This is a genomic window from Rhodococcus sp. 66b (assembly GCF_002076325.1).
GTDB classification, from domain to species: domain Bacteria; phylum Actinomycetota; class Actinomycetes; order Mycobacteriales; family Mycobacteriaceae; genus Rhodococcus_F; species Rhodococcus_F erythropolis.
Genome location: NZ_MUZB01000003.1, coordinates 253,737 through 276,990, shown reverse-complemented (window position 1 = coordinate 276,990; position 23,254 = coordinate 253,737). Strand labels below are relative to the sequence as shown.

Genomic DNA, 23,254 nt, shown 5'->3' with positions numbered 1-23,254 from the left:
ACCGCGAGTGGATGGACTGTACTGCCTGAGCTGCGGTGCCCGGACCGCACCTGGTAATTCGTCGGGACCAATGCGGCTGCGACCCTCGGGTCCTCGAACGTCGGCGAGTGGGCTGGCGATGGTGCGTCGCCGGAGCTCGTATTCGCTGCGGTTGCTGTGGTGGGTTCCCGACCATGTGTACGCGAGAGACCTTGTCCGGCCAGGGCCACGGCGTGGCTTGCATACTTATCGGGCTGGGGCAGGTGAGCGTCAATGAACGCTCGCCTGCCCCAGGGTTGTATCGGGGCGTTCAGATCTGGTTGATCCACCCGATGCGTGAGCTGTCGAAGGAGAGCAGTGTTTCCATAAGCACTACGTACTGTCCGGAGGCTGCCGGATCGTCGAAACAAACGTCGCCCGCGACCCGACCTCCGGGAGCCAACTCACCCGATTCCAGCGTGGAGCGGTCGGAGACGAACGTCGCGTCTTTTGAGACACCGTTAGGATCCTGCAATTTCCAATCCAAGTAACCATTGAAACGTTGCTGCTTGTCAGTGCCGTTGACGACGGTGACGTTCGTGCATAGAAGAGGACCACCGTATGAACGCTCTGCCGACTCCAGAGGTGCAGCAGTGATTTGAACGCCCTTTTTATCGACGGTAGCTCCCGCGTCGGCGCCGGTGTCCTTGCTCGTCTTTCCTGGGAAATCCAGGCTGGCTGCGCTGTCGGAATCCGCAGAACTTGATCCGTTGTTGTCCACTACTGTCGCTGGCTCGTCACCCCCACCAGCGACTGCGGCCACGCAACCTGCGAACAACAATGCAACGATCGCCAGGATGATCCACAAACCCCATCGCTTCTTCTTTGGCGGTTGCGGCGGCTGTCCGTATGGCTGCTGCGGCATCCCGTAGTGCGGGGGTTGTTGTCCGTATGGCTGCTGCGGCATCCCGTACTGAGGGGGTTGTTGTCCGTACGGCTGCTGCGGCGCTTTTTGTGGGTCGCTGCTGTTAGCTGGGTTGTTCGGGTCGGGATTCATGTGTCCTTCTTCTTATTTGTTCGCAGAGTTCGCTCGCAGCTCCCTTGCGGTTTAAAATTCGATTAGTTCTACCATCGCGATGCGACAAATACCTCTTTTGGTCCCAAAATTACGTTTCTCGAAAAGAATGGTGACACCGATTGGAACTTTCGGTTGCGCTGGTCACTGACACGACATCACCTCTCTGGCCCCTCCGTCGGTTGAACCGCTACTCGGCGCCAGGACCTGGGCCAAGCACACCCGAACATCGAATCCGAATATGCGTGGGCATACCGCCGGGCAACGCGCGACAGTCGTTATCCCGGGTAGGCGCTGCGCCGCGCCGCCCGGACTTCCGGTCGTAACCTGCCACGGTCCGGCACGTCGATTCCCGCCCCACGTGACTGTCGACGGTGGATCCAGATGAAATTCACTGTGGAAACAGCGATCTCAATCAGTGCCGGTCGTACCCGATTGTCCCAGCGATTGCGCTTGTCGACGACGGGGATCGCTGAGTGCAAAGGAACCTGAATCTGCCACCGAAGTTGAAAATAGAGTTTGTGCGGTTCGGATCCGTCGATAAATTCGTGTCGGAAAACTATGTCAGGTCGCTGTGTATCGTGAGGTTTTCGACGACGGACAGTCGGTTAGCTTGGCCGTACCGACAGGGCCTCCGCTATGCAGAAGAGGGCCGCACCCTTGCGGTGCGGCCCTCTTCTTGTGTCACTGATTAGACAGCGCGCACATCGGTGGCCTGAGGACCCTTCTGGCCCTGGCCAACCTCGAACTCCACACGCTGGTTCTCGTCGAGCGACTTGTAGCCGTTGCCCGAGATTTCAGAGTAATGAACGAACACGTCCGGTGCTCCGTCGTCGGGAGCGATGAAACCAAAGCCCTTTTCGCCGTTGAACCACTTCACGATGCCCTGTGCCATACCGATACTCCCTACACACTTGATCCGGGTTTCACATCGAAGTCCCGATCTCGTTTCCCATCCTTGCATGCCCGGCCACGACAGCCTCGCTACAGAGCATCGATAGGTAGTGCGGTCGAGACCTGCAGTCCGACAGAGCAGGAAGGCGATGAAAATGCCCGCTGGCCGGGTGGTTTCGATGTGGATTCGGGTTGCGGCCAACCTGCATTCGCCGGTCTGCTGGAACGAACCGGTGCTCGGATCGGGTCGATTCGGGTGCAGTGCTGCAGCCTGAGGTGATTGCTTCCGGTGCAGCTTGACAGGGACGGCCATCGTACGGCGGTGTCGCCGCGTTCGTTCGGAGCCGGGAGTTTTTCGAGGGAGCGTGCGCTGAAACTTCTGTCGAAAACCTCAAACAGGCGTAGTTTTCGACACATGCTGTTCGGTTACGTGCGGGTCTCGACCGCAGACCAGAATCCTGCCCATCAGATCGATGCCCTGACGCGGGCGGGGATCGACGCCGCAAACATCCACACCGACCACGCGGGTGGTGCGAAAGCATCGAGACCGCAACTCGACGCGGTGCTGACCCGTCTACGTAGCGGTGACACGTTGGTGATCACCCGACTGGATCGGTTGGGGCGTTCGGTGTTGCATCTGATCACCCTCGGTTCCGATTTACGCGAGCGGGGAATCGGATTGAAGGTCCTCGAGCAGGGCATCGACACCGCCACCGCGGAAGGGCGAGCGATGTTCGGGATGCTCTCCGTACTCGCCGAACTCCAACGTGAGCTGATCGTTGCCAACACCCGCGACGGATTGGCCGCAGCGCGCGCCCGAGGCCGTACCGGCGGCCGTCCGTCGAAACTGTCCGGCGATCAGATCGTGCTCGCCCAGCAGCTCTATGACGCGGGGGAGAAGACGGTGGCACAGATCGCGGCGATGTTGAATGTTCCCCGCACTACTGTCTACGGACACCTGAACAAGCGCACACGGGCGGCGAGTGCGTCGACTGATCCGGTGAGCACGGTAGCTGCGGTCCCTGTTGCGCCGGCGCAAACGTCGCGGATCTGCCAGTCCTGCGGGTACGAGCCGAGCACCAGAGCCGAAGCAGCCCATCAACGCGGCGACCTGGCCGTGATCTGGCTGCATCCTCATACCGACAATCCGGCCGATCCTGGTTCGGTGATCGCCCGATCGCATTGCCATCAGTGCGAGCCGGGGCCGACGGCGTTCGATGTCGCATGCACGGTGTGCGGCGACGGACCAATCCTCGCCGGCGATTTCGCACAGACCGCACGCAGTGGCGCCCTGCCGGATCCGGTGCAGCAGTGGATCACCGCGAGTGGATGGACTGTACTGCCTGAGCTGCGATGCCCGGATCACACCTGAAAATTCGTCGGGACCCGTGAGTACTGTGCACTGATGCAGACAGTATGGACAGTGACGGACAACTCCGCTCGCGAGCTTCGCGATTCGCGACTTGCCGCTGACTTCATCACCCTTGAGATCGACGGAATCAATCCCGATCCAGTGATGCGATGGGCCGAGTTGCGTTCAGTGCTCCGACATCTCGAAGATCACGCGGGCCGCGTTTTCACCACCGCGGAGGCGGCATCGGAGGCACTGTTCGACGATGGCGGCGGCTTCGGTATTTCATCGGTTCTCCGAGCAGGGGTCCTGGACCAACTCCATACCCAGCAGATCGTCGGCGAGTACGTGTTACCGCCGAGAATGGCGCCGGGAGTCACCGAGAAACTCGGTGTCTACGTCTACGCGCTGATCGATCCACGAGATCGCTCCATCTTCTACGTCGGTAAAGGAGTCGGAGATCGCGTCTACAGCCACGTCTGGTCCGCAATGGGAGCCACTGACCTCATCGAAGACGGAATCGAACGCGAAGCCCGCGCAGTGAAATCGGCAAAGAACCAACGCATTCGAGATATCTATCAGTCGGGCAAAACAGTCGAACACGTCATCCTGCGGCATCGGATCGAACCCGACGCGACAGCCGACAAGAGCGCATACGCCATCGAGCAAACCTTGATCGATGCGCTCCGCCTGATAGAAGCGCCGACGGGTACGGCAGTGTTGGCGAACATCGCGGGCGGTCACACCACCACAGAGTGGGGCGTGATCCCGCTACCGGAACTGATCAGGCGTTACGCCGCGGCCGCGGCGCCTGAGATCGAACGGCCGTTCGTTGTTCTCATTGTCAACGCGGCACTGAACCCAGACAACTCCAAGGAGCAGATTTACGAAGAAGGTCGAGGCTGGTGGCACGCCGGCCCGGTTATTCGCAACACAGCGAATGTTCCGATTTTCTTCGTTGCCGCAGACATCGTCCGAGCGGTGTATAGGGCTTCTAGTTGGGAACAGAGCGGGCAGGGCGGAGCGTGGCGGTTCTCCGGCCCGGCGGATCCGGAACTGGAAACCCGCTACGTCGGAACCAGTGTCGCGGAGCTGAAGAAGGCTCGGCGGACTAGGCGATGGCGTCAACATGGTTGGCATCCCTACCCGGTGGAGTGAAAACGCTGCCCGCACATTCGTCGAGTTCTGCTTGCGGCACCGAGCCCCTGGGTCGCCGATAACATAGATTATGTCAGATGAACCGCGAGAGATGCTGCACAGCAATGGTTTACGCTGTTGCGGGGATCTCGATCGCTACCAAGTCGAGTCCCGTAGCCGCCGCTGAGTGATGCGCTGGTCGATGTCCTCTTTCTCGGTCGAACGCGGTTCGGGCAACATTGGCGTGATTCTGCACGCCGGGGACGCCGGTGAGTGGACTGGCGAACTTGCAGAACCTGCGCAGTGCCGTTCATACAGAGCGAGTGCACTGTACGTCTCACAGACGGCCGGTGGGCGGACCGGGATCACAGTAGGAGGTGTGCCCTGCGGGACTGTCAGCCGTTTGTTTATCGGCGTTTACTCGTTCCGGGCAGACCGCCGGAAACGACGGAGCGGATCCCTCCGGCCGGGGCCGGCCTTCCGCAATGCGGAACTTTCTTCGCAACAGGAAGAGGCTTCGGACCTAGCCGCACGTACAACTGCCGGCGCAGTCGACGAGCTTCGGCAACCAGTTCGCGCTCACGCTCGGAGAGTGGACGAGCAGATGCGACGTCGGTCGCCGTTCGTAAGAACTGCTCCACCTGCTTCAACTCGGCACGTGCAACCCTCTGGCGTTTGCTTTCACTTGGCGGCTCTACCGAATTTTGCTTCTTCCGTCGTCGGCCCATATCGGATGCTCTCATACCTCTCTGACACCTTGGGCCAGCTTGCATTGCGTATAGCTGCGCCGGCATCGCGAGAAGTATCAAATCAATTCGCCAATGCCGCAGGCGTATCGCGAAGGACGTTGACTTGCCAGCAGAAATGATGAAGGTGCGGCAAGGTAAGTTTTCGGCGAACCCAGTGGACCACTGATCAGAACGAGGAAGTGACGTACGTGGCTAAAGATGGTTGGGAATTTTGGCGGGTCAGCAATGCGTCGAGCGGCGCACTGGAATGGCTCGCCGTCACGCGACCGGGCGCACGCGCTGCGATCGACCGCGAAAAAGTGTGGACGCTGCTGCCGAAAAGCCGCATGTTCATCGCAAACTGGTTCCTGACCGCCGACTTCGGACGAGAAGACGACGCGAACGAATGGGTGTACGAGAACATCGACTCCACCGAAGCACGGGAGGTCGCACTGGAGGTACCGGAGCCATCGACCGCGATCGTGACCCGATTGACCCACCCCGAGTCGTCCCTAACACTGAATCAGATCGATCGGCACCCCGTGGACAAACTCCTAGGCAAGCGAGTAGCAGACAAACTCGAGAACTGTAACTGACCTACCGGCGAACCGTCCGCCGCGGACGAACCCCGGTCATTTACCGCCCATCACACCAAAATTCAGGAAGAGTGCGGTACCTCGTTGAAACATTCGACTTCCAGACCCGTACCGCCCCTCAGTCTCGTGATATCAGTGCAACTCTTGATATCAGTGCAAACCAACTGATGGTTTGATTTCTGAAATATTCCACGCTGACAATCCGGCTGTATCGAGGGCGGGATTGGTGGCGATTAAGCGAAGTCAGAACTGACTCCACCATGTGGCAAATGCGTTCCAGGCTGTGCTGACCCACCCCCAGACGGGAGGCATGACAAACAGGTCAGGTAAGTATCCGATCATCGTTGGTCTCCTCAGAGTGGATTCCACCAGGCGGCCAGTGGCAGCAAGAATGCGTACCAGAACAGCACTTCTTCGGGAAAATCAGGTAGGCGTCCGATCATGCATCTCTCCTCCCCCCGACTTACTTCGTTCATCGCGCCTGATAGTGGTGCGTTACAGTGCCGGTTCTGGACAAGGGAAGTCTTCCGGCCAAAGAACACGCCACAGCGAAATCACCGCCCTACTCGGCGACAGGCGCACCTAGAGGTTCGGCCGTCAGGAACTAGGGACATCATCACTGTCGGACCCCGAACTATTCTTGGAACCGCGACGAGCAGCAGGTCGCCACTCTGACCTGACCGCAGCGAAAGCTGAAGTCCTGACCTGCACAAACCGTGCAGATCGGTCTACGTGGCGACCTAATCCTCATGACGACTGCTGGGCAGATCTGCCGCGAAACACGGTGGCGAGACCCGCCAGTGCTTTGTTGTGAGGAGTGCCTCGCACGTCGTTGTCGGGGCACATCGCACCGTCGCCGCCCGCTCACTCCACCTGGTTTCGGCCGGAACAGCGGCGCATTCGAGATCGACGAGCACCGAAGAAGGTCTCGTGCTGTGCCCGCCGAGTACGAATGGGAGAGCACTCGACGGGTTCTAGCGGCTCGATTCAGCACAGAACCGGACCACTTCCGAGTGTCCTCTCTTTGCGGTGACCGCGGTGTGCCGGTTTCTTCGAGCGCTTCTCAGCCGAGTGAAACCATGAGGTCCGGCCTTGTGCAGGTTCTCACTGTGGACATGGGTAAGGAGTACTTCCGCAACGATGTGAACCTTCTTGTTCATGTCAGGATGACGGCCGCGTTCATGTCAGGATGACGGCATGGACAGTGCAGAGGTCCCGTGTCGATCCTACGACCCGGATTTGTGGTTCTCGTCGGTCCGCAGCGAACTGTCGACTGCAATAGCGTTGTGCCGCAAATGCTCTCACCTTCATCAGTGTTTGACGGGTGCGCTCGACCGGCAGGAAGCGGCTGGGATCTGGGGTGGCCGACATATCGTCGAGGGGAAAATTGCGACCCTTCCGGGGACGACACGCCGCTACTCCGCCGGACGGCTCCGGTTCCATGCCCCTTCGAAAGCGCCTTAGAGACCTCCGGACCAAGGGCAGCGTCCTTGTGAAGCACTAAGGCTGGCAACGCCACGAAGGTTGTCCCAGCAGTTGCCGGTGAACGCGCTCTACCGGTTCGGTCAGGGGACCGTCCAGGCACCACCACCGGGCTGAATCATCACTGCCGGATAATTCGGCGGCCCGGTCGGCACTGTGACGGCGGCGACCACGATGCCCGCCCCTGTCTGGGCCTCGACGCTCGGATATCCGAGGTACGCGATGCCCGCCGCTCCGGTGGAGATGTTTCGCCAGTGAATGAAGACGCAGCAGTAGCGGTCTGCGATGAATCGGGTGACGCCCGGCGCCGCCGGATCGGTACTGGCGGTGACGTACATGGCGCCCACAGAAGGGAGGCCGGTCGCACTGACCGATGCCCCCACGACAGGAACGGGGAAGACGGTGTCGGTCGGTGCGGCAGCGGCAGGTTGTGCGCCGAAGAGCAGCGCGACCCCGATGCCGGCGACGATCGATGTTCGCCGTAAGCCATGGTGTGATCTCATCGCGTACCCCTGTCTTTGGGATGGGATACCCGGCTTCAGCGCAGTTAACAGAGACGACGACCGGTAGAGGCTGCCACCGAAGTGGCGAGCGACGCAGAGCTGCCAAACTAACTCACGATCTGGATCCACCTGACCGGCGGCCGGACACCTTCAGTGTCCCCCGAAATGAACTCCGCTGCGCTCCGTTCTGAGAAAAGCATTGATTGTTTTCACTTCTGGCTTTCCGATTCTCGTCGGCGGTGACCTGCGCACAACCCCTGGCGGCGCAAGCGCCGGCCGGTGGCTCCGAGAAATTTTCGCCACTCGCACGCTCCCACCAAAATTTTCTCGGCCCGGGGGTGGCACCCCGGCCCCTCATACCGACGCGATTCTCCTTTGCCAGAAGGCGAAAAAAATTGGCGGGGCACGAGGTCCGGTCACTTTCACAGCAAGGGGAACGACATGCAGAACATCCGTTTGAGGACCGCCACCGACGTCTTGGCCGCAATCCCGGCTTTGCTCGGATTCGTCCCCGCCAATTCCGTCGTGATGATCGCTCTCACCGGATCACCGGCCACCCTCGCGTTCGTTGCGCGCACCGATGTCATCGGTGCCGACGCGGCAGCCGACTACAGCACAGCACTCGAGCAAGCCGCAGCCACATCCGTTATCTGGGTTGTCATCGGCGCCGGTCCGGTAGCCGCCGCCGGACTCGATCAGATCGCGGCGGCGCAGCGAGAGCTCGACAGCATGGGAATCCGCAGCATCCGCACTCTTGTCGCGGAATCCGTCGCGGTCGGAGCGGGGTGGTTCGACACCAACGGCGAGGCGCCTGACCAGCAATGCATGTTCTGCGTCTGATGCCAATAGTTGCTCTGTCGCGGGTTCGCTTCGGCCACTGGGCCGGGCATCTGCGTTTCGTCCGTGTTGGCCGGCTGGGTCAGGGACTCCTCCGAAGGCGTTTGTCTGAAATGTCGTCCCCATCGGGGACGCCTCAACCCCGCGCCTTCAGCGCCGCCCGCGCGGCATTGAACCCACCCATCCCGTGGACCCCGCCGCCCGGGGGAGTCGCGGACGAGCAGAGGTACACGCCCGGAACCCCGGTGGCATAGGGGTCGAGCCCGAACCGGGGGCGCGCGATGATCTGCCGCGCAGTGTTCGCACCCGCGGAGATGTCGCCGCCCACGTAGTTGGGGTTGTACGCCTGCATCTGCGGCACATTGCGCACGTGGACGCCCACGATCCGGTCCCGGAATCCCGGCGCAAACCGCTCGATCTGACGCGTCACCGCATCGGTAGCGTCACCCGGATAGCCATGCGGCACATGCGCATACGCCCACACGGGATGGATGTCTCCGACGGAACGGGAAGGGTCGGCCAAGAACTGCTGGCCCAACAGAATGAAGGGCTTGTCCGGCATCTGACCCTGAACGGTCTGACGCTCGACAGCAGCAGTCTCCGAAATCGTCCCGGACAGATGCAGGGTGCCGGCCTTGCGGGCATGCGGATTCGTCCACGGCACGACGCTCCCGTCGGAATCGCCACGCACGGCGTAGTCGACCTTGTAGGCAGCGGTGCCGTAGCGGAATTTGCGGTAGGCCCGGGCAATGCGGTCGGGCTGCCGACCGTCGAGCAGACGACCGGCCGCATCGGGGGCGATGTCGAGCATGACGATGTCGTAATCGGCGATCTGGGAGTAGTTGGTCACCCAGTTCCCGGTTTCGATAGTGCCACCGAGGCTGCGCAGAATCGAGGCGAGCGCCGCAGCAATTGACCCCGAACCACCTTGTGCCACAGGCCAACCGTGAGCATGGGCTCCAGCAGTGAGCATCGAGCCGACAGCACTGGAGAGTGGAAGGGTCAGCGTCCCGAACATGTGCGCCGCGACGCCACCGAACAGCGCCCGCGCCTGTGGGGTCTTGAACATCCGAGCGAAACCCGTCGCGGGAAGCAGAGCGCCCGTCCCGAAACGGGCGAGCATCAGCGGGTGCTTCGGAACGTGCACGATCGGCTTGAAGACGTCCTGCACCAACTCGTCGAAGTTCTCGGAGAGGTATCCGAAGACGTCGAGCCACCTCTTACCGTCGACACCCAGTCCCTCAGCGGTCCGGTTGATGTCGCGCCAGAGAACCCCGGCGGTGCCGTCGTCGAGTGGATGGACCAGATCGATCTCGGGCCACCGCCACGTCAGGCCATGCTTGGCGAGTCCGAATTCGCGGTCGAGTTCCTTGAAGTAAGGAGAAGCCAAAGCGGTGGGATGGAAGGCGGAGCAATCGTCGTGGACGAGTCCGTCGACTATGTATTCGCTACTGCGGGTGCCACCGCCGATCTTGTCCGCACCCTCGATGACATGGACGTCGATTCCGGCGCGGGCGAGTTCGATCGCCGCCGCGAGACCGTTGGGGCCACTGCCCACCACTACTGCTGTTGTCATTTGCTCTTCGCCACCCGTCTTCTCAGGTGTGAGCCTACGGAAATTACAGCGATGGCATTCTGCGAGCAAACAATTCAGGCCTAGACCTTGGTTGATCGATCAACTTTTGTTACAGTTCGAGGCGCACTGGCCGCAGCTGATTCTTATCGCTGCGGCCAGTTGTTGCATTCATCGCCCATCGCGCCTGTTTCCTGCGGATTCGGTATCCTGTGAATCGGAACTTCTCTGCACAGACGCAGCTCCGAAATCTGTCGAGGGGCCTTCTGGCTCCCTGCATCGCCGCAGTTCAGAGCAATTATAGGGCTACCTTAGTTGCGCCCGTGCCGGGGTTCTGAATTATCGTTTTCGTTACACGGTTGACTCACAAAAGTTTCAACCGACCGAAGACTCACGTCGCCGGGTGCCAGAACGCACACCATCGCGTCTGCGCAGGGCGGCTACTTCGGTGGTACCGAACACATCGTCGTGTCGGTGCTTTGAAGGACTTGCATTGCAAGTTGATGGCCATCAGCGCTGCTGGTCGTCGGTGCATCTTTATGGCATACGAAGGCTGGGTATGAAGCAACTTCCAGGCCCCCAGGGCCTCTATCACCCGTCCAATGAGCACGACTCCTGTGGAGTCGCATTTGTTGTCGACATGCATGGTCGCCGCAGCAGGGACATCGTCGAAAAGGCGATCACCGCTCTGGTCAACCTCGAGCATCGCGGCGCTGCCGGATCAGAACCCAACACGGGTGACGGTGCGGGCATTCTGCTGCAGGTTCCCGACAAGTTCTTCCGAGCTGTCGTGGACTTCGCGCTGCCCGCCGAAGGCGCATACGCAACCGGTATCGCATTCCTCCCGCAGGGCGATGCCGATGCACACGAGGCTGCTGCTGCAGTCGAGAAGATCGTCGTCGAAGAGGGCCTGAAGGTTCTCGGCTGGCGCGAGGTCGGAACAGACGACTCCTCGCTTGGCGCACTGGCGCGCGACGCGATGCCGACGTTCCGTCAGATCTTCATCGGCTCCGAGGATGACAAGTACACCGGCATGGACCTCGAGCGTCGTGCATACGTGGTGCGTAAGCGCACCGAGCACGAACTCGGCTCCGAAGGCGCCGGCAAGGGTGGCCCGGGTAGCGAGACCGTGTACTTCCCCAGCCTGTCCGGCCAGACGTTCGTCTACAAGGGCATGCTCACCACCCCGCAGCTCAAGGGTTTCTACCTCGACCTGCAGGACGATCGTGTCGAGAGCGCACTTGGCCTGGTCCACTCGCGCTTCTCCACCAACACGTTCCCGTCGTGGCCGCTGGCGCACCCGTTCCGCCGGGTCGCTCACAACGGTGAGATCAACACCGTCACCGGCAACGAGAACTGGATGCGCGCTCGCGAGTCCCTCATCGACAGCGACGTCTTCGGTGGCCGCGAGAACCTGGACAAGATCTTCCCGATCTGCACCCAGGGCGCCAGTGACACCGCTCGTTTCGACGAGGTGCTCGAGATGCTGCACCTCGCCGGCCGCAGCCTGCCGCACGCAGTTCTCATGATGATCCCGGAAGCCTGGGAGAAGCACGAGAGCATGGACCCCGCTCGTCGGGCGTTCTACGAGTACCACTCGGCTCTCATGGAGCCCTGGGACGGACCGGCGTCGGTGTGCTTCACCGACGGCACCGTCATCGGCGCCGTGCTGGACCGCAACGGTCTGCGTCCGTCGCGTCTGTGGATCACCGAAGACGGCCTCGTCGTCATGGCGTCGGAGGTCGGCGTTCTGCCGATCGATCCGTCCACCGTGGTCCGCAAGGTCCGCCTCCAGCCCGGCCGCATGTTCCTCGTGGACACCGCGCAGGGCCGGGTCATCAGCGACGACGAACTCAAGTCCGAACTCGCTGCCGAGCACCCGTACCAGCAGTGGATCGACGAAGGTCTGATCCACATGGACGACCTGCCGGACCGCCCGTACACGTACATGTCGCACGAGCGCGTCGTGCTGCGTCAGCAGCTCTTCGGTTTCACCAGCGAAGAGGTCAACCTGCTGGTCAAGCCGATGGCACTCTCCGGTGCCGAGGCACTGGGCTCGATGGGTACCGACACTCCGATCGCCGTGCTCTCGTCACGTCCCCGGATGCTGTTCGACTACTTCTCGCAGCTCTTCGCTCAGGTCACCAACCCGCCTCTCGACGCGATTCGTGAAGAGGTTGTCACCAGCCTCGGCGCGACCATCGGCCCCGAGGGCGACCTGCTGCACCCGAATGCGGACTCCTGCAAGCAGATTGCGCTCCCGCAGCCGATCCTGCACAACGACGACCTTTCGAAGCTCGTTCACGTCAACGACGACGGCGAATTCCCGGGCTTCCGCAGTGTCGTGATCCGCGGCCTGTACCCCGTCAAGGAAGGCGGCGACGGTATCCGTCGTGCGCTCGAGGGCATCAAGTACCAGGTCTCGCAGGCAATCGAGGGTGGCGCACGCATCGTCGTGCTCTCGGACCGCGAGTCCACCGAGGATTACGCGCCGATCCCGTCGCTGCTCCTCACCTCAGCCGTGCACCACCACCTGGTTCGTGAGAAGTCGCGCACCAAGGTCGGTCTCATCGTCGAGGCCGGCGACGCCCGCGAGGTGCACCACATGGCGCTCCTCATCGGCTTCGGTGCCGCAGCGGTCAACCCGTACATGGCTTTCGAGACCATCGACGAGTTCCTGCAGAACAAGGAACTCGAGGGCCTGACCCTCGAGAAGGGCATCGCGAACTACATCAAGGCAGCCGGCAAGGGTGTCCTGAAGGTGATGTCCAAGATGGGCATCTCGACGCTCGCGTCGTACACCGGTGCTCAGCTGTTCCAGGTCATCGGCCTCTCGCAGGAGCTGACGGACGAGTACTTCACCGGTCTGCAGTCGCAGCTCGGTGGCATCGGCCTCGACCAGATCGCAGCCGACGTCGAAGCGCGTCACCGCATCGCGTACCTCGATCGCCCCGAAGAGCGCGCTCACCGCGAGCTCGAGGTCGGCGGCGAGTACCAGTGGCGTCGTGAAGGCGAGTACCACCTGTTCAACCCGGACACGGTCTTCAAGCTCCAGCACGCAACTCGCACAGGTCAGTACGAGGTGTTCAAGGAGTACACGACAATGGTCAACGACCAGTCGGAGCGCCTTGCCGCTCTGCGTGGTCTGTTCGACTTCAACATCGGCAAGCGGCCGTCGATCTCGATCGACGAGGTCGAGCCGGCCAGCGAGATCGTCAAGCGTTTCTCGACGGGTGCGATGAGCTACGGCTCCATCTCCGCCGAGGCTCACGAGACTCTCGCCATCGCGATGAACCGTCTGGGCGCCCGCTCCAATTCCGGTGAGGGCGGCGAACATCCGTCGCGCTTCACGCCGGACGAGAACGGCGATCTGCGTCGCAGTGCCATCAAGCAGGTCGCGTCGGGACGCTTCGGCGTCACCTCGCACTACCTGAGCAACTGCACCGACATCCAGATCAAGATGGCGCAGGGAGCCAAGCCCGGTGAGGGCGGCCAGCTTCCGGCTCACAAGGTGTACCCGTGGGTGGCCGAGGTTCGGCACTCCACGCCTGGCGTCGGGCTGATTTCGCCGCCGCCGCACCACGACATCTACTCGATCGAGGATCTCGCTCAGCTGATCCACGACCTGAAGAACGCCAACCCGCAGGCCCGCATCCACGTGAAGCTGGTCTCCGAGGTCGGCGTCGGAACCGTCGCGGCCGGTGTCTCCAAGGCACACGCCGACGTCGTTCTGATCTCCGGTCACGACGGTGGCACCGGTGCCACCCCGCTGACCTCCGTCAAGCACGCGGGCGCACCGTGGGAGCTCGGCCTCGCCGAGACCCAGCAGACGTTGCTGCTCAACGGTCTTCGTGACCGCATCGTCGTGCAGGTCGACGGCCAGCTCAAGACGGGTCGCGACGTCGTCGTCGCTGCCCTGCTCGGCGGCGAGGAGTTCGGTTTCGCCACCGCACCGCTGGTGGTCTCGGGCTGCATCATGATGCGCGTCTGCCACCTCGACACCTGCCCCGTCGGTGTCGCGACGCAGAACCCGTTGCTGCGTCAGCGTTTCAGTGGCAAGCCGGAATTCGTCGAGAACTTCTTCATGTTCATCGCCGAAGAGGTTCGCGAGCTCCTCGCGGAACTCGGTTTCCGCACGCTGCTCGAAGCAGTCGGCCAGGTCGACATGCTGGACACCACGCGCGCTCTCGATCACTGGAAGGGAAGCAAGGCAGGCAATCTCGATCTGTCGCCGATCCTGACCCAGGTCGAGTCCGCGTTCATGGACCAGGACGTCCACTGCACCGGAACGCAGGATCACGGTCTGGACAAGGCACTCGATCAGCAGTTGATCGTCTCGGCCCGCAACGCACTCGACAAGGGTGAGGCGGTCTCGTTCGAGTCCGCGATCACCAACGTCAACCGCACGGTCGGCACCATGCTCGGCCACGAGGTCACCAAGGCGTTCGGTGGAGAGGGCTTGCCCGAGGGCACCATCGACATCACGTTCACCGGTTCCGCCGGTAACAGCTTCGGTGCTTTCGTGCCCAGCGGTATGACCCTGCGCCTGCACGGCGACGCCAACGACTTCGTCGGCAAGGGTCTCTCGGGTGGACGCATCGTCGTACGCCCGCCGCTCGATGCAGCGGAAGGCTTTGTCGCCGAGGACAACATCATCGGTGGCAACGTCATCCTGTTCGGCGCCACCAGCGGCGAGGCTCTGCTTCGCGGTGTCGTCGGCGAACGCTTCGCAGTCCGTAACTCCGGCGCCACTGCCGTCGTCGAGGGTGTGGGCGATCATGGTTGCGAGTACATGACGGGTGGAAAGGTGGTCATCCTCGGAGCCACCGGACGTAACTTCGGCGCCGGCATGTCCGGTGGCGTCGCGTACATCTACAACCCCGACAAGGCATTCGAGAAGAACCTCAACACCGAACTGGTGGACCTCGAGGATCTTTCGGGCGACGACTTCACCTGGTTGAAGAGCGTCATCGAACGTCATCGCGACGAAACCGGCTCCGAGGTTGCCACGCGCATCCTCGGCGACTGGTCGCAGCAGGTGGGTCACTTCGCAAAGGTGATGCCCCGCGACTACAAGAAGGTTCTTTTGGCCATCGCGGCCGCAGAGAAGGATGGCAAGAACGTGGACGAGGCAGTTATGGAGGCAGCTCGTGGGTGATCCAAGCGGCTTCCTGAAGCACACGTCGCGCGAACTTCCGGTTCGCCGGCCGGTGCCGTTGCGCCTGCTCGACTGGAAAGAGGTCTACGAGGAGTTCCCGAAGGAAACCCTCCAGACCCAGGCCAGCCGTTGCATGGACTGCGGAATTCCTTTCTGTCACAACGGTTGCCCTCTCGGAAACTTGATTCCCGAGTGGAACGACCTGGTCTTCAAGGACCACTGGCACGACGCCATCGAGCGTCTGCACGCGACCAACAACTTCCCGGAGTTCACCGGTCGTCTGTGCCCCGCACCCTGTGAGGCGTCCTGTGTCCTGGGCATCAACCAGGATCCGGTCACCATCAAGCAGGTCGAGGTCGAGATCATCGACAAGGCCTTCGACGAAGGGTGGGTCAAGCCGGTTCGCGCCGCGCATGCCACCAACAAGAGGGTCGCAGTTGTCGGCAGTGGTCCGGCCGGTCTGGCTGCAGCGCAGCAGCTGACCCGCGCCGGTCACGCAGTGACGGTCTTCGAGCGGGCAGACCGCATCGGCGGCCTGCTGCGCTACGGCATCCCCGAGTTCAAGATGGAGAAGCGGCACATCGACCGCCGTCTCGAGCAGATGGAAGCCGAAGGCACCGTCTTCAAGACCAACGTCAATGTCGGCGTGGACATCACCGCGGACGAGCTGCGCGAGCAGTTCGACGCAGTGGTTCTGGCCGGCGGCGCCACCGCAGCTCGCGATCTGCCGATCCCGGGCCGCGAACTGGACGGCATCCACCAGGCGATGGAGTTCCTGCCGATCGCCAACCGCGTGCAGTTGGGTGACCTCGACGCTCCCACCATCACCGCTGAGGGCAAGAAGGTTGTCATCATCGGCGGCGGCGACACCGGAGCGGACTGCCTCGGCACCTCGCACCGTCAGGGCGCAGCCAGCGTGCACCAGTTCGAGATCATGCCGCGTCCGCCGGAGACTCGCGCCGAGCAAACTCCGTGGCCGACGTACCCGCTCATGTTCCGCGTGGCTTCGGCTCACGAGGAAGGCGGCGAGCGTCTGTTCTCCGTCAACACCGAGAACTTCGTCGGTGAAAACGGCAAGGTCACCGGACTCAAGGCTCACGAGGTCGAGATGAAGTCGGGTCGTTTCGAGAAGGTCGAGGGCTCGGACTTCGAGCTCGAAGCCGATCTCGTGCTCCTGGCAATGGGCTTCGTCGGTCCCGAGAAGCCGGGTCTGCTCACCGATCTCGGTGTCGACTTGAACGAGCGCGGCAACGTCGCCCGCACGTCGAAGTGGAACACCAACGTCGACGGCGTGTTTGTGGCCGGCGACATGGGCCGCGGGCAGTCCCTGATCGTCTGGGCCATCGCCGAGGGACGTTCCGCAGCAGCCGCTGTGGACACCTACCTCGAGGGTGTCACCGCCCTTCCGTCACCGATCCACCCGACAGCGGCTCCGCAGCGCTAGAGGCTCTTACAAAGCCGCACCCCATCGCATTCGGTGGGGTGCGGCTTTGTTTCTGCAAGTAGTTCGCACGATCTGTAACAAACCTTCATCAATCGTGCATCGGACAGACACAACGTCCAGACAGTATGATTCCGGAGCATCGATAGTGGTGTATGGGTTGCTTAAGTTAAATCAGGGGAGTTTCATGCGTGCGAGGCGTCTCGTTGCGGTGTTGTCGGCACTAGCTGCGGCAGTAGTGGTACCGGTTGTCAGTTCTCCCGTGGCGTCGGCTGATCCCTGCCCCGGTCTGTACGTCGTGGCCATTCCTGGAACCTGGGAGCCTTCGGGTACTTCTCCCGGTGCCGGCATGCTTGCCCCGGTCACCAACGGCCTTCCCGGTTCCGTACGCACCGATTACGTCACGTACTCGGCAACGGCCTTCCCGTGGGAGTCCAACGTCTACGCCAAGTCGAAGCAGCAGGCAGTCGACAACGCCCGCGGCATGATCGCCGCGATGGCCGCCTCGTGCGGTGACACCCGCTTCGCGATCGTCGGATACAGCCAGGGCGCCGACGCGGCAGGCGATCTCGCAGCCGAGATCGGAACCGGCATCGGCGTTGTTCCCCCGACTCGCGTCGAGGGCGTCGGCCTCCTGTCCGATCCCCGCCGCTCCGAGTCAGACGTCCTGATCGGACCTGCTGTCGGAGGCAACGGAGCCAGCGGCGCTCGCATCGGTGGATTCGGTTGGCTGTCAGGCAAAACGGTGACGCTGTGCGCCGTCGGTGATCTGTACTGCTCGACGCCCAAGGACGATTTCGTGATGCGTCTGGCCGGGTTCATGGCTCAGGTTTCCGACCCCACTCCGGCAAACGCTCTCTCGCTGCGCGACGAGGCCGCCGTGATCGTCAACGATCTGGTCACTGCAGGCGGACTCCCCGCACTGATGGCTCAGCTCGATCCAGGCGCGAACTCCCGGCGCGTCGATCAACTGGTCGCCTTCTACGGCTCGCAGGTTCACACCGACTACACGCGTTACGTTGTTGACGGCGCAGGCAATTCGGCCACATCCTGGCTGCACAACTGGTTGGCCGGCAAGGCCTGATCAGCAGTACGTCTGCTCCGCGGTGTCGACGTAGATCTCGGCGATCCGCTGCGAAGACATCGGCGTGATCTGTGAGTACACCTCGCCGACGGAGTTGAACTCCGCCAGCACCTCGGACCGCGGCATGCCGTCGGCCAGAGCCTTGCAGGTGCCGTCGGCGTAGAGGATCTCGGCGGAATCCATTCCGGCGGGCGGGATCCCGGCCAGACGTAGTGCAGCGATGTACCGCTGTCCCTTCTCGCCTGCGTTCGCGACGATCTCGTCCGGTGAGCGTGCGTCGATCGGTGCGTTCGCCGGTGGCGCTACCTGTGGCGCTACCGGAAGCGACACCTGCGGGGGCGTCGATTCGACGACGCTCGGCGCTGCTTCCGCAGGTTCGGCGAGTGGGCTGGTCGGCAATTCGGGGAGCGAACTGGGAGCAGTCGAACTCGACGTTGCCGCCACCGTGGTGCTGGTGGCAGCAGAAGTGGATTCCGCTGCGTCGCTGTCGGATTGGCTGCTGCAGCCGCTGAGGAGTAGGCCCGCTGCCGCGACGCAGAGGACCAGTCTGTTCGTGTTCATCACCCGTGAGTGTTACACACCGTACCGCTTAGTTTGTCCGTTTTAAGGAAACTCCCTTTTGCCCTGTTTTTAAGTCGAAGTCCTGTGATATACATCTGTTCAGTTGTTACTTGTGAGTAGGAGCACACCGCAAGACCTTGTCGGCGGCGGTCGAAACACAAGCAATGACTGCGAGTTTCGTCCCCCATCACATAAACGGCAGGGAGAAATCAGTGCAGAAATCTAACAAGAACGGCAACAGACGTCTCGGCACGCGCGTGGCCGTTATTGCAGGTACCGCAGGTGCAGTGCTGGCTTTTGCAGCGCCGATGGCCTCGGCTCAGGACCCGGTCGACAATTCGGTACCGGGCGCCGCAGTGTGTCCGGCTACTGCCGAATCCTGTGTGTCGGTAGTGGTTCAGAGCGGAACCTTCGACAACAACGGCTTCAACCTCCCGATCGGAAAAGGCGACATGATCATCGCCGCCGAGGCCGGCTCCGGTGAAGGTGAGTCCACCGTTCTTCTCCCGCGCGACGACGGACACAACGGTGTCTACTCCAAGCCGCTGACGGTTCCCGGCGGCGTTCTGGGAATCGATCTTCCGTTCGGCAATCTCTTCGGCCTGGCCGCAGTAACGGCCGAGGTGGAGGCAACGGCTGCGCCGACTCTCAACGGAATCATCACCGACATGGATCTGAGCATCCCGGTGCGGATGAAGATCAACAACGCGTTCCTCGGTGACAACTGCTACCTGGGTTCCGCGGCGGCACCGGTGAATCTCCGTCTCGCGCCTGACCCGTCAGTAGTACCGACCTACACGGTGCTTCCGTCGACTGCGCTGAAGGTGAGCCCGGTCGGGAACGAGGCCACCGGCTTCGCGCTGCCCGCTGCCAGTGGTTGCGGACCGTTCGGAGTGCTGAATCCGATCGTCAACTGGCGAGCAAAGGTGCCGGCCACTTCCGGAACCTCGCTCAGCACGATCTCCGACGCCTACCTGTATCCGGGCGGGCTCACCGGTAGCGATCCTCTCGACGATCTCGGTGGCGGAACAGGATCCAGTGGCTCGAGCGGTTCGTCCGGAAGCTCCGGTTCCTAGAAACTCGGATGCCTAGACGCAGCGGTGGTGACGGAATGTCACCACCGCTGCGGCGTCCGACCTGTAATAACCTGTGCCTCAGGGTGGGCGAAGGCGGCACTCCATCAGGAGAACCTGCGCGGCCACGAAATCACAGGGGAGTCCTCAAACATGTTTCGAGACAGCGTTCTTGCCGGTCCGGTCCTGCGTCGGGGTGTGACGGCACTGGCAGTTGCTGCCGCAGCCACCATGTTTGTCGGCACCGCAGCGACGGCGGAGCCGGCAGCAGTTGTCGGTGAGGTGTCCGCGGACTCCATCGCGGCAGCCCGTGCGCAGGCCATCGGAACGACGGTCACCGTCGTGGGAACCGCGACTACGCCGTCCGGAGTGTTCGAATCCAGCTTCTACGACAAGGGCTTTGGTCTCCAGAGCGGCAATTCGGGCATTTACATCAGCGATCCGAACAACTCCGGGATTGCTCTCGGCGATCAGGTTCAGGTCACCGGAGTCCTCGCGGATCAGGAAGGCCTGCTCGTCGTCCGCCCGACTGCCATCGAGGTAATCGGCACGACCACTCAGATCAGCCCGGCGCGATTGCCCCTCAATGCAATCGGTGAGGGCAGCGAGGGTCGTCTCGTGACGGTGTCCGGGATCGTGAGCGGACCCGTCGTCGACGATCTGCCGTACGGCCACAAGATCCTGGTGTCCGGCGTCGACGGAAACACCGTCATCTTCGTCAACACCCAGACCGGAATTGACGTCGACGCCATTGCAGTCGGACGCCCGATCACCGTCACCGGTTTCAGTGGCCAGTACGCCAGCACCTACGAGGTTCTTCCCCGTTCGGAAGCCGATGTGCAGCAGGGTTTCACGGGCAGCCTGAGTTTCGGAAGCTGACCTAGATCTCGAACCGAGCTCCGACGCGCATCGACCCGGGAGACAACCGGCTGATTGTGCGTCCGAGCTTGGCTTCGACGGTCACGGGCACCACGGCCTTGTTCGTGCGAACTGCTTTCACGATGGCACTGGCCACCCGGTCGCGGGTGAAGTTGCGCTTGCGGTAGAAGTTGTCGACCTTGGTCTGATTCTCGAGTTGTTCCTCGGCGGTGGTCCCGGCGAACTCGGTGGTCTTGAGGATGTTCGTGTGCACGAGGCCGGGGCAGATGGTGCTGACGCCGATGCCGTGTGGAAGCAGCTCTGCCCGTAGGCAATCCGAGAGCATGAATACCGCTGCCTTGCTTGTCGAATACGCGGTGAGGGCCTTCTGGGGTGTGTAGGCGGCGGCCGAGGACAGGTTGACGACGTGTCCGCCGGTTCCGCGATCGATCATCATCGGGGTGAATGCCCGGCAGCCGTAGACAACTCCCCAGAAGTTGATGTCCATGACGCGCTCGAACTGGCGCTGCTCGGTGTCGGCGAATGTGCCGGAGAACCCGATTCCAGCGTTGTTGACGACGATGTCCGGCACGCCGTGATGCGCCGCGACTGTCTCCGCGAATCGGATCACGGCCTGTTCGTCGGACACGTCGACCTGGTAGGCGTGCGAACCGCCACCGAACACCGCTTCGGCTCCGCTGGCCTGAGTGGGTGTGTTGATGAGTGCCGCAGTGTCCTGCGCGCTTTCGAGGTTGATGTCGGAGACGACGACGATAGCTCCCTGGGCCGCGAAGGCGAGGGCCGTTTCACGCCCGATGCCGCTGCCTGCACCGGTGACAACTACGAGCGTGCCGGTGAGGTCGCGTAGTCGACGCTGCAACTTCGTGCCGCGTCGCCAGCCGGTGACGTCCTTCAGTAGCCCCATTGGTTGCCCTTTTCGTGTGTACGTTTGCGGCGTGTGTCTCTAGCTGACTTCCCCTCTGCGAAAGGTATCCGATGAGGGAGCTTCGTGTCGTACGAGTCGTTAGAGTGCGCACATCTGCAGGCTGCACTGGCCGCGGCTGCCCACTCCTCGACGGTGCTCCGGCAGTTCACCCGTTGAGGACACTCGAATCGGAATGAATTCCTGACCTTCGCTAACGGCCTGACCTGCAAATGTCGCTCGAAAACTGAACAATCTTCTCGCTACATTCCACTGAGCGGGACCTGCAACTAATCCCTGTGCCTTACGTCACAAACTGTCTCGACAATGCTTCACATCACAGTTTCTGACCTGGAGGTTTTGAATGAGTCGCAGTTCTCGGCGCGGTCACCGCAAGGTTGCCGCCGTCGCGCTGGCTGTCTCCGCCGGCCTGTTCGTCTCGTCGTGCGCTGACAGCGGGAACGGGGGCGGGAGCGGCGACGCACCGGATTCCGGTTCGGGGTTGTCCATCGGCCCGGTCAACGAGCAGTCCGGCGAGGGTGACGCGGTCAAGGGCGGCACGCTCACGTTCAGCGGGTACTCCGCTGTCACGAATCTCGACCCCGCGAAGACTCAGATCGCCGGTTCGGTCGCCGGTTCGGAGCTGGGCGCCATCTACGACACCCTGCTGCGCTACGACCCGGCGTCGAAGGAATTTGTTCCGAAACTCGCGGAGTCGATGGAACCGAGTTCCGATTTCAAGACGTGGACCCTCGAACTGCGCGACGGTGTGAAGTTCAGCGACGGGACGCCGGTGGATTCGGCGGCCGTGTCAGCGAGCCTCAATCGCTACGTCACCAACAAGGGGCCGCAGTCGAGCCTGTACGCGTCGAAGATTGCGTCGGTCGACACCCCGGACGCGTCGACGGTCGTCTTCAATCTTGTCGACCCGTGGACCGGTATCGAGTCACTGCTCTCCACCGGACCCGGCATGATCGTCGCGCCGAGCGCCCAGCAGGGCGATCAGTTCACCCCGATCGGCGCGGGCGCGTTCACCCTCGAGAAGTTCGCTCCCAACGAGGAATTGATCCTCGACGCTCGGGAAGACTACTTCGACGGTGCCCCGAACGTGGACAAGCTGCGGTTGATCAGCATCGTCGGTTCACAGTCCACCACCGAATCCCTCAAGAGCGGCGGCACCGACGTCGCGTACATGCGTTCGCTTCCGAACGTCCTGGATCTGATCGACTCCGGCTACCCGGGCTTCGTCGACATCCCGTCGCTGTCGTACCTCTCGCTCGTCAACACGGCTCCCGGTCGTCCCGGTGCCGACGTGCGGGTGCGTCAGGCATTGGCGCTCGCGACCGATCCCGTCGCTCTCGACAATCGCCTCAACGAAGGTAAGGGTCTGCCCGGCCAGGTCATCTTCCAGGACACCTCTCGCTGGCACAACGACGTCGCTCCGATCGGCGTAGACACCGCCAAGGCGAAGCAGCTTCTCGACGAGGCCAAGGCCGACGGTTTCGACGGCAAGATCACATACCTGACGCTGCAGGAGAATTCGGCGCAGGCGATGGCTCTGGCGTTGCAGTCGATGGCCAACGCCGTCGGTTTCGATTTCCAGATCGAGTACGTCAACTCGGTTGCCGACGTCGTCAAGCGTTTGTACGCCGACCGCGACTTCGACATGGCAACAGGTTCGGCCAATCTTGCGGAAGCCGATCCGTTCGAGCGTCTGTACTCGAACCTCAAGTCCGGTGGACGAAACAACGCCACGAGCTTCTCCGATCCGGAGATCGATTCGCTGCTCGACCAGTTGGGTGTAGCGACGTCGAACGACGCGAAGATCGAGGTGCTAGCCAAGATCCAGGAGCGCGCCAATGAGGTTGTGCCGTGGCAGGTTTACGGCAACACTCCGTGGCTCGGTGTGTGGGGACAGAATGTCCACGGCATTCAGCAGAGCCTGGACGGAATCATGTTCTTCGACAAGGCCTGGAAGAACTGAAGGCCTCTGAAGAACTGAAGAACTGATCAGACCCGAGAA

General features: G+C 62.2%; 17 protein-coding genes. 11 read left to right on the top strand and 6 right to left on the bottom strand.

Features of this window, described 5'->3' with window-relative positions:
- Window positions 1-289: 289 nt before the first annotated feature.
- Window positions 290-1,015 carry a DUF4352 domain-containing protein gene (locus B0E55_RS07020; protein ID WP_080909359.1) on the bottom strand — a complete coding sequence of 242 codons (726 nt, stop codon included), beginning with the start codon at window positions 1,013-1,015 and terminating at the stop codon, window positions 290-292.
- Between the two features lie 709 nt (window positions 1,016-1,724).
- On the bottom strand, window positions 1,725-1,928 hold the full coding sequence (locus B0E55_RS07015) for a cold-shock protein (RefSeq protein ID WP_080909431.1): 204 nt from the start codon (window positions 1,926-1,928) through the stop codon (window positions 1,725-1,727).
- Window positions 1,929-2,342: 414 nt separating this feature from the next.
- On the opposite strand from B0E55_RS07015, the gene B0E55_RS07010 reads away from it, so the two are divergent.
- The 4 genes from B0E55_RS07010 (at window position 2,343) to B0E55_RS32605 (ending at window position 7,203) form a co-directional block, all read left to right on the top strand.
- Window positions 2,343-3,299 carry a recombinase family protein gene (locus tag B0E55_RS07010; protein ID WP_080909358.1) on the top strand — a complete coding sequence of 319 codons (957 nt, stop codon included), beginning with the start codon at window positions 2,343-2,345 and terminating at the stop codon, window positions 3,297-3,299.
- Window positions 3,300-3,332: 33 nt separating this feature from the next.
- Window positions 3,333-4,436 carry a GIY-YIG nuclease family protein gene (locus B0E55_RS07005; protein WP_080909357.1) on the top strand — a complete coding sequence of 368 codons (1,104 nt, stop codon included), beginning with the start codon at window positions 3,333-3,335 and terminating at the stop codon, window positions 4,434-4,436.
- 916 nt (window positions 4,437-5,352) lie between these two features.
- A complete protein-coding gene (locus B0E55_RS07000; RefSeq protein ID WP_080909430.1) occupies window positions 5,353-5,739 on the top strand; it encodes a hypothetical protein in 387 nt (128 codons plus the stop codon).
- Window positions 5,740-6,936: 1,197 nt separating this feature from the next.
- Window positions 6,937-7,203 (top strand): WhiB family transcriptional regulator, encoded by a 267-nt coding sequence (locus B0E55_RS32605; protein ID WP_080909356.1) that lies wholly within the window; start codon window positions 6,937-6,939, stop codon window positions 7,201-7,203.
- A 101-nt stretch (window positions 7,204-7,304) separates the two neighbouring features.
- Here B0E55_RS32605 and B0E55_RS06990 read toward each other — a convergent pair whose 3' ends face one another.
- Entirely contained in the window at window positions 7,305-7,724 is a 420-nt protein-coding gene (locus tag B0E55_RS06990) for a hypothetical protein (protein ID WP_080909355.1), read from the bottom strand.
- A gap of 441 nt (window positions 7,725-8,165) precedes the next feature.
- Here B0E55_RS06990 and B0E55_RS31880 point away from each other — a divergent pair, with 441 nt between their 5' ends.
- Window positions 8,166-8,564, top strand: a complete 399-nt coding sequence (locus B0E55_RS31880; RefSeq protein WP_080909354.1) for a DUF4192 family protein — start codon at window positions 8,166-8,168, stop codon at window positions 8,562-8,564.
- 133 nt (window positions 8,565-8,697) lie between these two features.
- On the opposite strand, the gene B0E55_RS06980 is transcribed toward B0E55_RS31880, so the two are convergent.
- Window positions 8,698-10,137 carry a phytoene desaturase family protein gene (locus B0E55_RS06980; RefSeq protein WP_080909353.1) on the bottom strand — a complete coding sequence of 480 codons (1,440 nt, stop codon included), beginning with the start codon at window positions 10,135-10,137 and terminating at the stop codon, window positions 8,698-8,700.
- 556 nt (window positions 10,138-10,693) lie between these two features.
- On the opposite strand from B0E55_RS06980, the gene gltB reads away from it, so the two are divergent.
- The 3 genes from gltB to B0E55_RS06965 all read left to right on the top strand — a co-directional run bounded on the left by gltB (window position 10,694) and on the right by B0E55_RS06965 (window position 17,817).
- Entirely contained in the window at window positions 10,694-15,292 is a 4,599-nt protein-coding gene (gene gltB, locus B0E55_RS06975) for a glutamate synthase large subunit (protein ID WP_080909352.1), read from the top strand.
- A complete protein-coding gene (locus tag B0E55_RS06970) occupies window positions 15,285-16,736 on the top strand; it encodes a glutamate synthase subunit beta (protein WP_020968013.1) in 1,452 nt (483 codons plus the stop codon). Before gltB ends, B0E55_RS06970 begins: the two co-directional genes overlap by 8 nt.
- Before the next feature lie 184 nt (window positions 16,737-16,920).
- Window positions 16,921-17,817, top strand: coding sequence for a cutinase family protein (locus B0E55_RS06965; protein WP_020905644.1), 897 nt, complete (start codon window positions 16,921-16,923; stop codon window positions 17,815-17,817).
- Here the strand turns inward: B0E55_RS06965 and B0E55_RS06960 are convergent, their stop codons facing one another.
- Window positions 17,818-18,378, bottom strand: coding sequence for a DUF732 domain-containing protein (locus B0E55_RS06960; RefSeq protein WP_080909351.1), 561 nt, complete (start codon window positions 18,376-18,378; stop codon window positions 17,818-17,820).
- 212 nt (window positions 18,379-18,590) lie between these two features.
- Here B0E55_RS06960 and B0E55_RS06955 point away from each other — a divergent pair, with 212 nt between their 5' ends.
- Together B0E55_RS06955 and B0E55_RS06950 are read left to right on the top strand one after the other, a co-directional pair.
- Window positions 18,591-19,454, top strand: a complete 864-nt coding sequence (locus B0E55_RS06955; RefSeq protein ID WP_080909350.1) for a hypothetical protein — start codon at window positions 18,591-18,593, stop codon at window positions 19,452-19,454.
- A gap of 150 nt (window positions 19,455-19,604) precedes the next feature.
- On the top strand, window positions 19,605-20,330 hold the full coding sequence (locus B0E55_RS06950; RefSeq protein ID WP_080909349.1) for a hypothetical protein: 726 nt from the start codon (window positions 19,605-19,607) through the stop codon (window positions 20,328-20,330).
- A 1-nt stretch (window position 20,331) separates the two neighbouring features.
- Here B0E55_RS06950 and B0E55_RS06945 read toward each other — a convergent pair whose 3' ends face one another.
- Complete coding sequence (locus B0E55_RS06945; RefSeq protein WP_080909348.1) at window positions 20,332-21,234, bottom strand: SDR family NAD(P)-dependent oxidoreductase; 903 nt, start codon at window positions 21,232-21,234, stop codon at window positions 20,332-20,334.
- A 361-nt stretch (window positions 21,235-21,595) separates the two neighbouring features.
- Here B0E55_RS06945 and B0E55_RS06940 point away from each other — a divergent pair, with 361 nt between their 5' ends.
- Window positions 21,596-23,215 (top strand): ABC transporter substrate-binding protein, encoded by a 1,620-nt coding sequence (locus B0E55_RS06940; protein ID WP_080909347.1) that lies wholly within the window; start codon window positions 21,596-21,598, stop codon window positions 23,213-23,215.
- The last annotated feature ends 39 nt before the right edge of the window (window positions 23,216-23,254 follow it).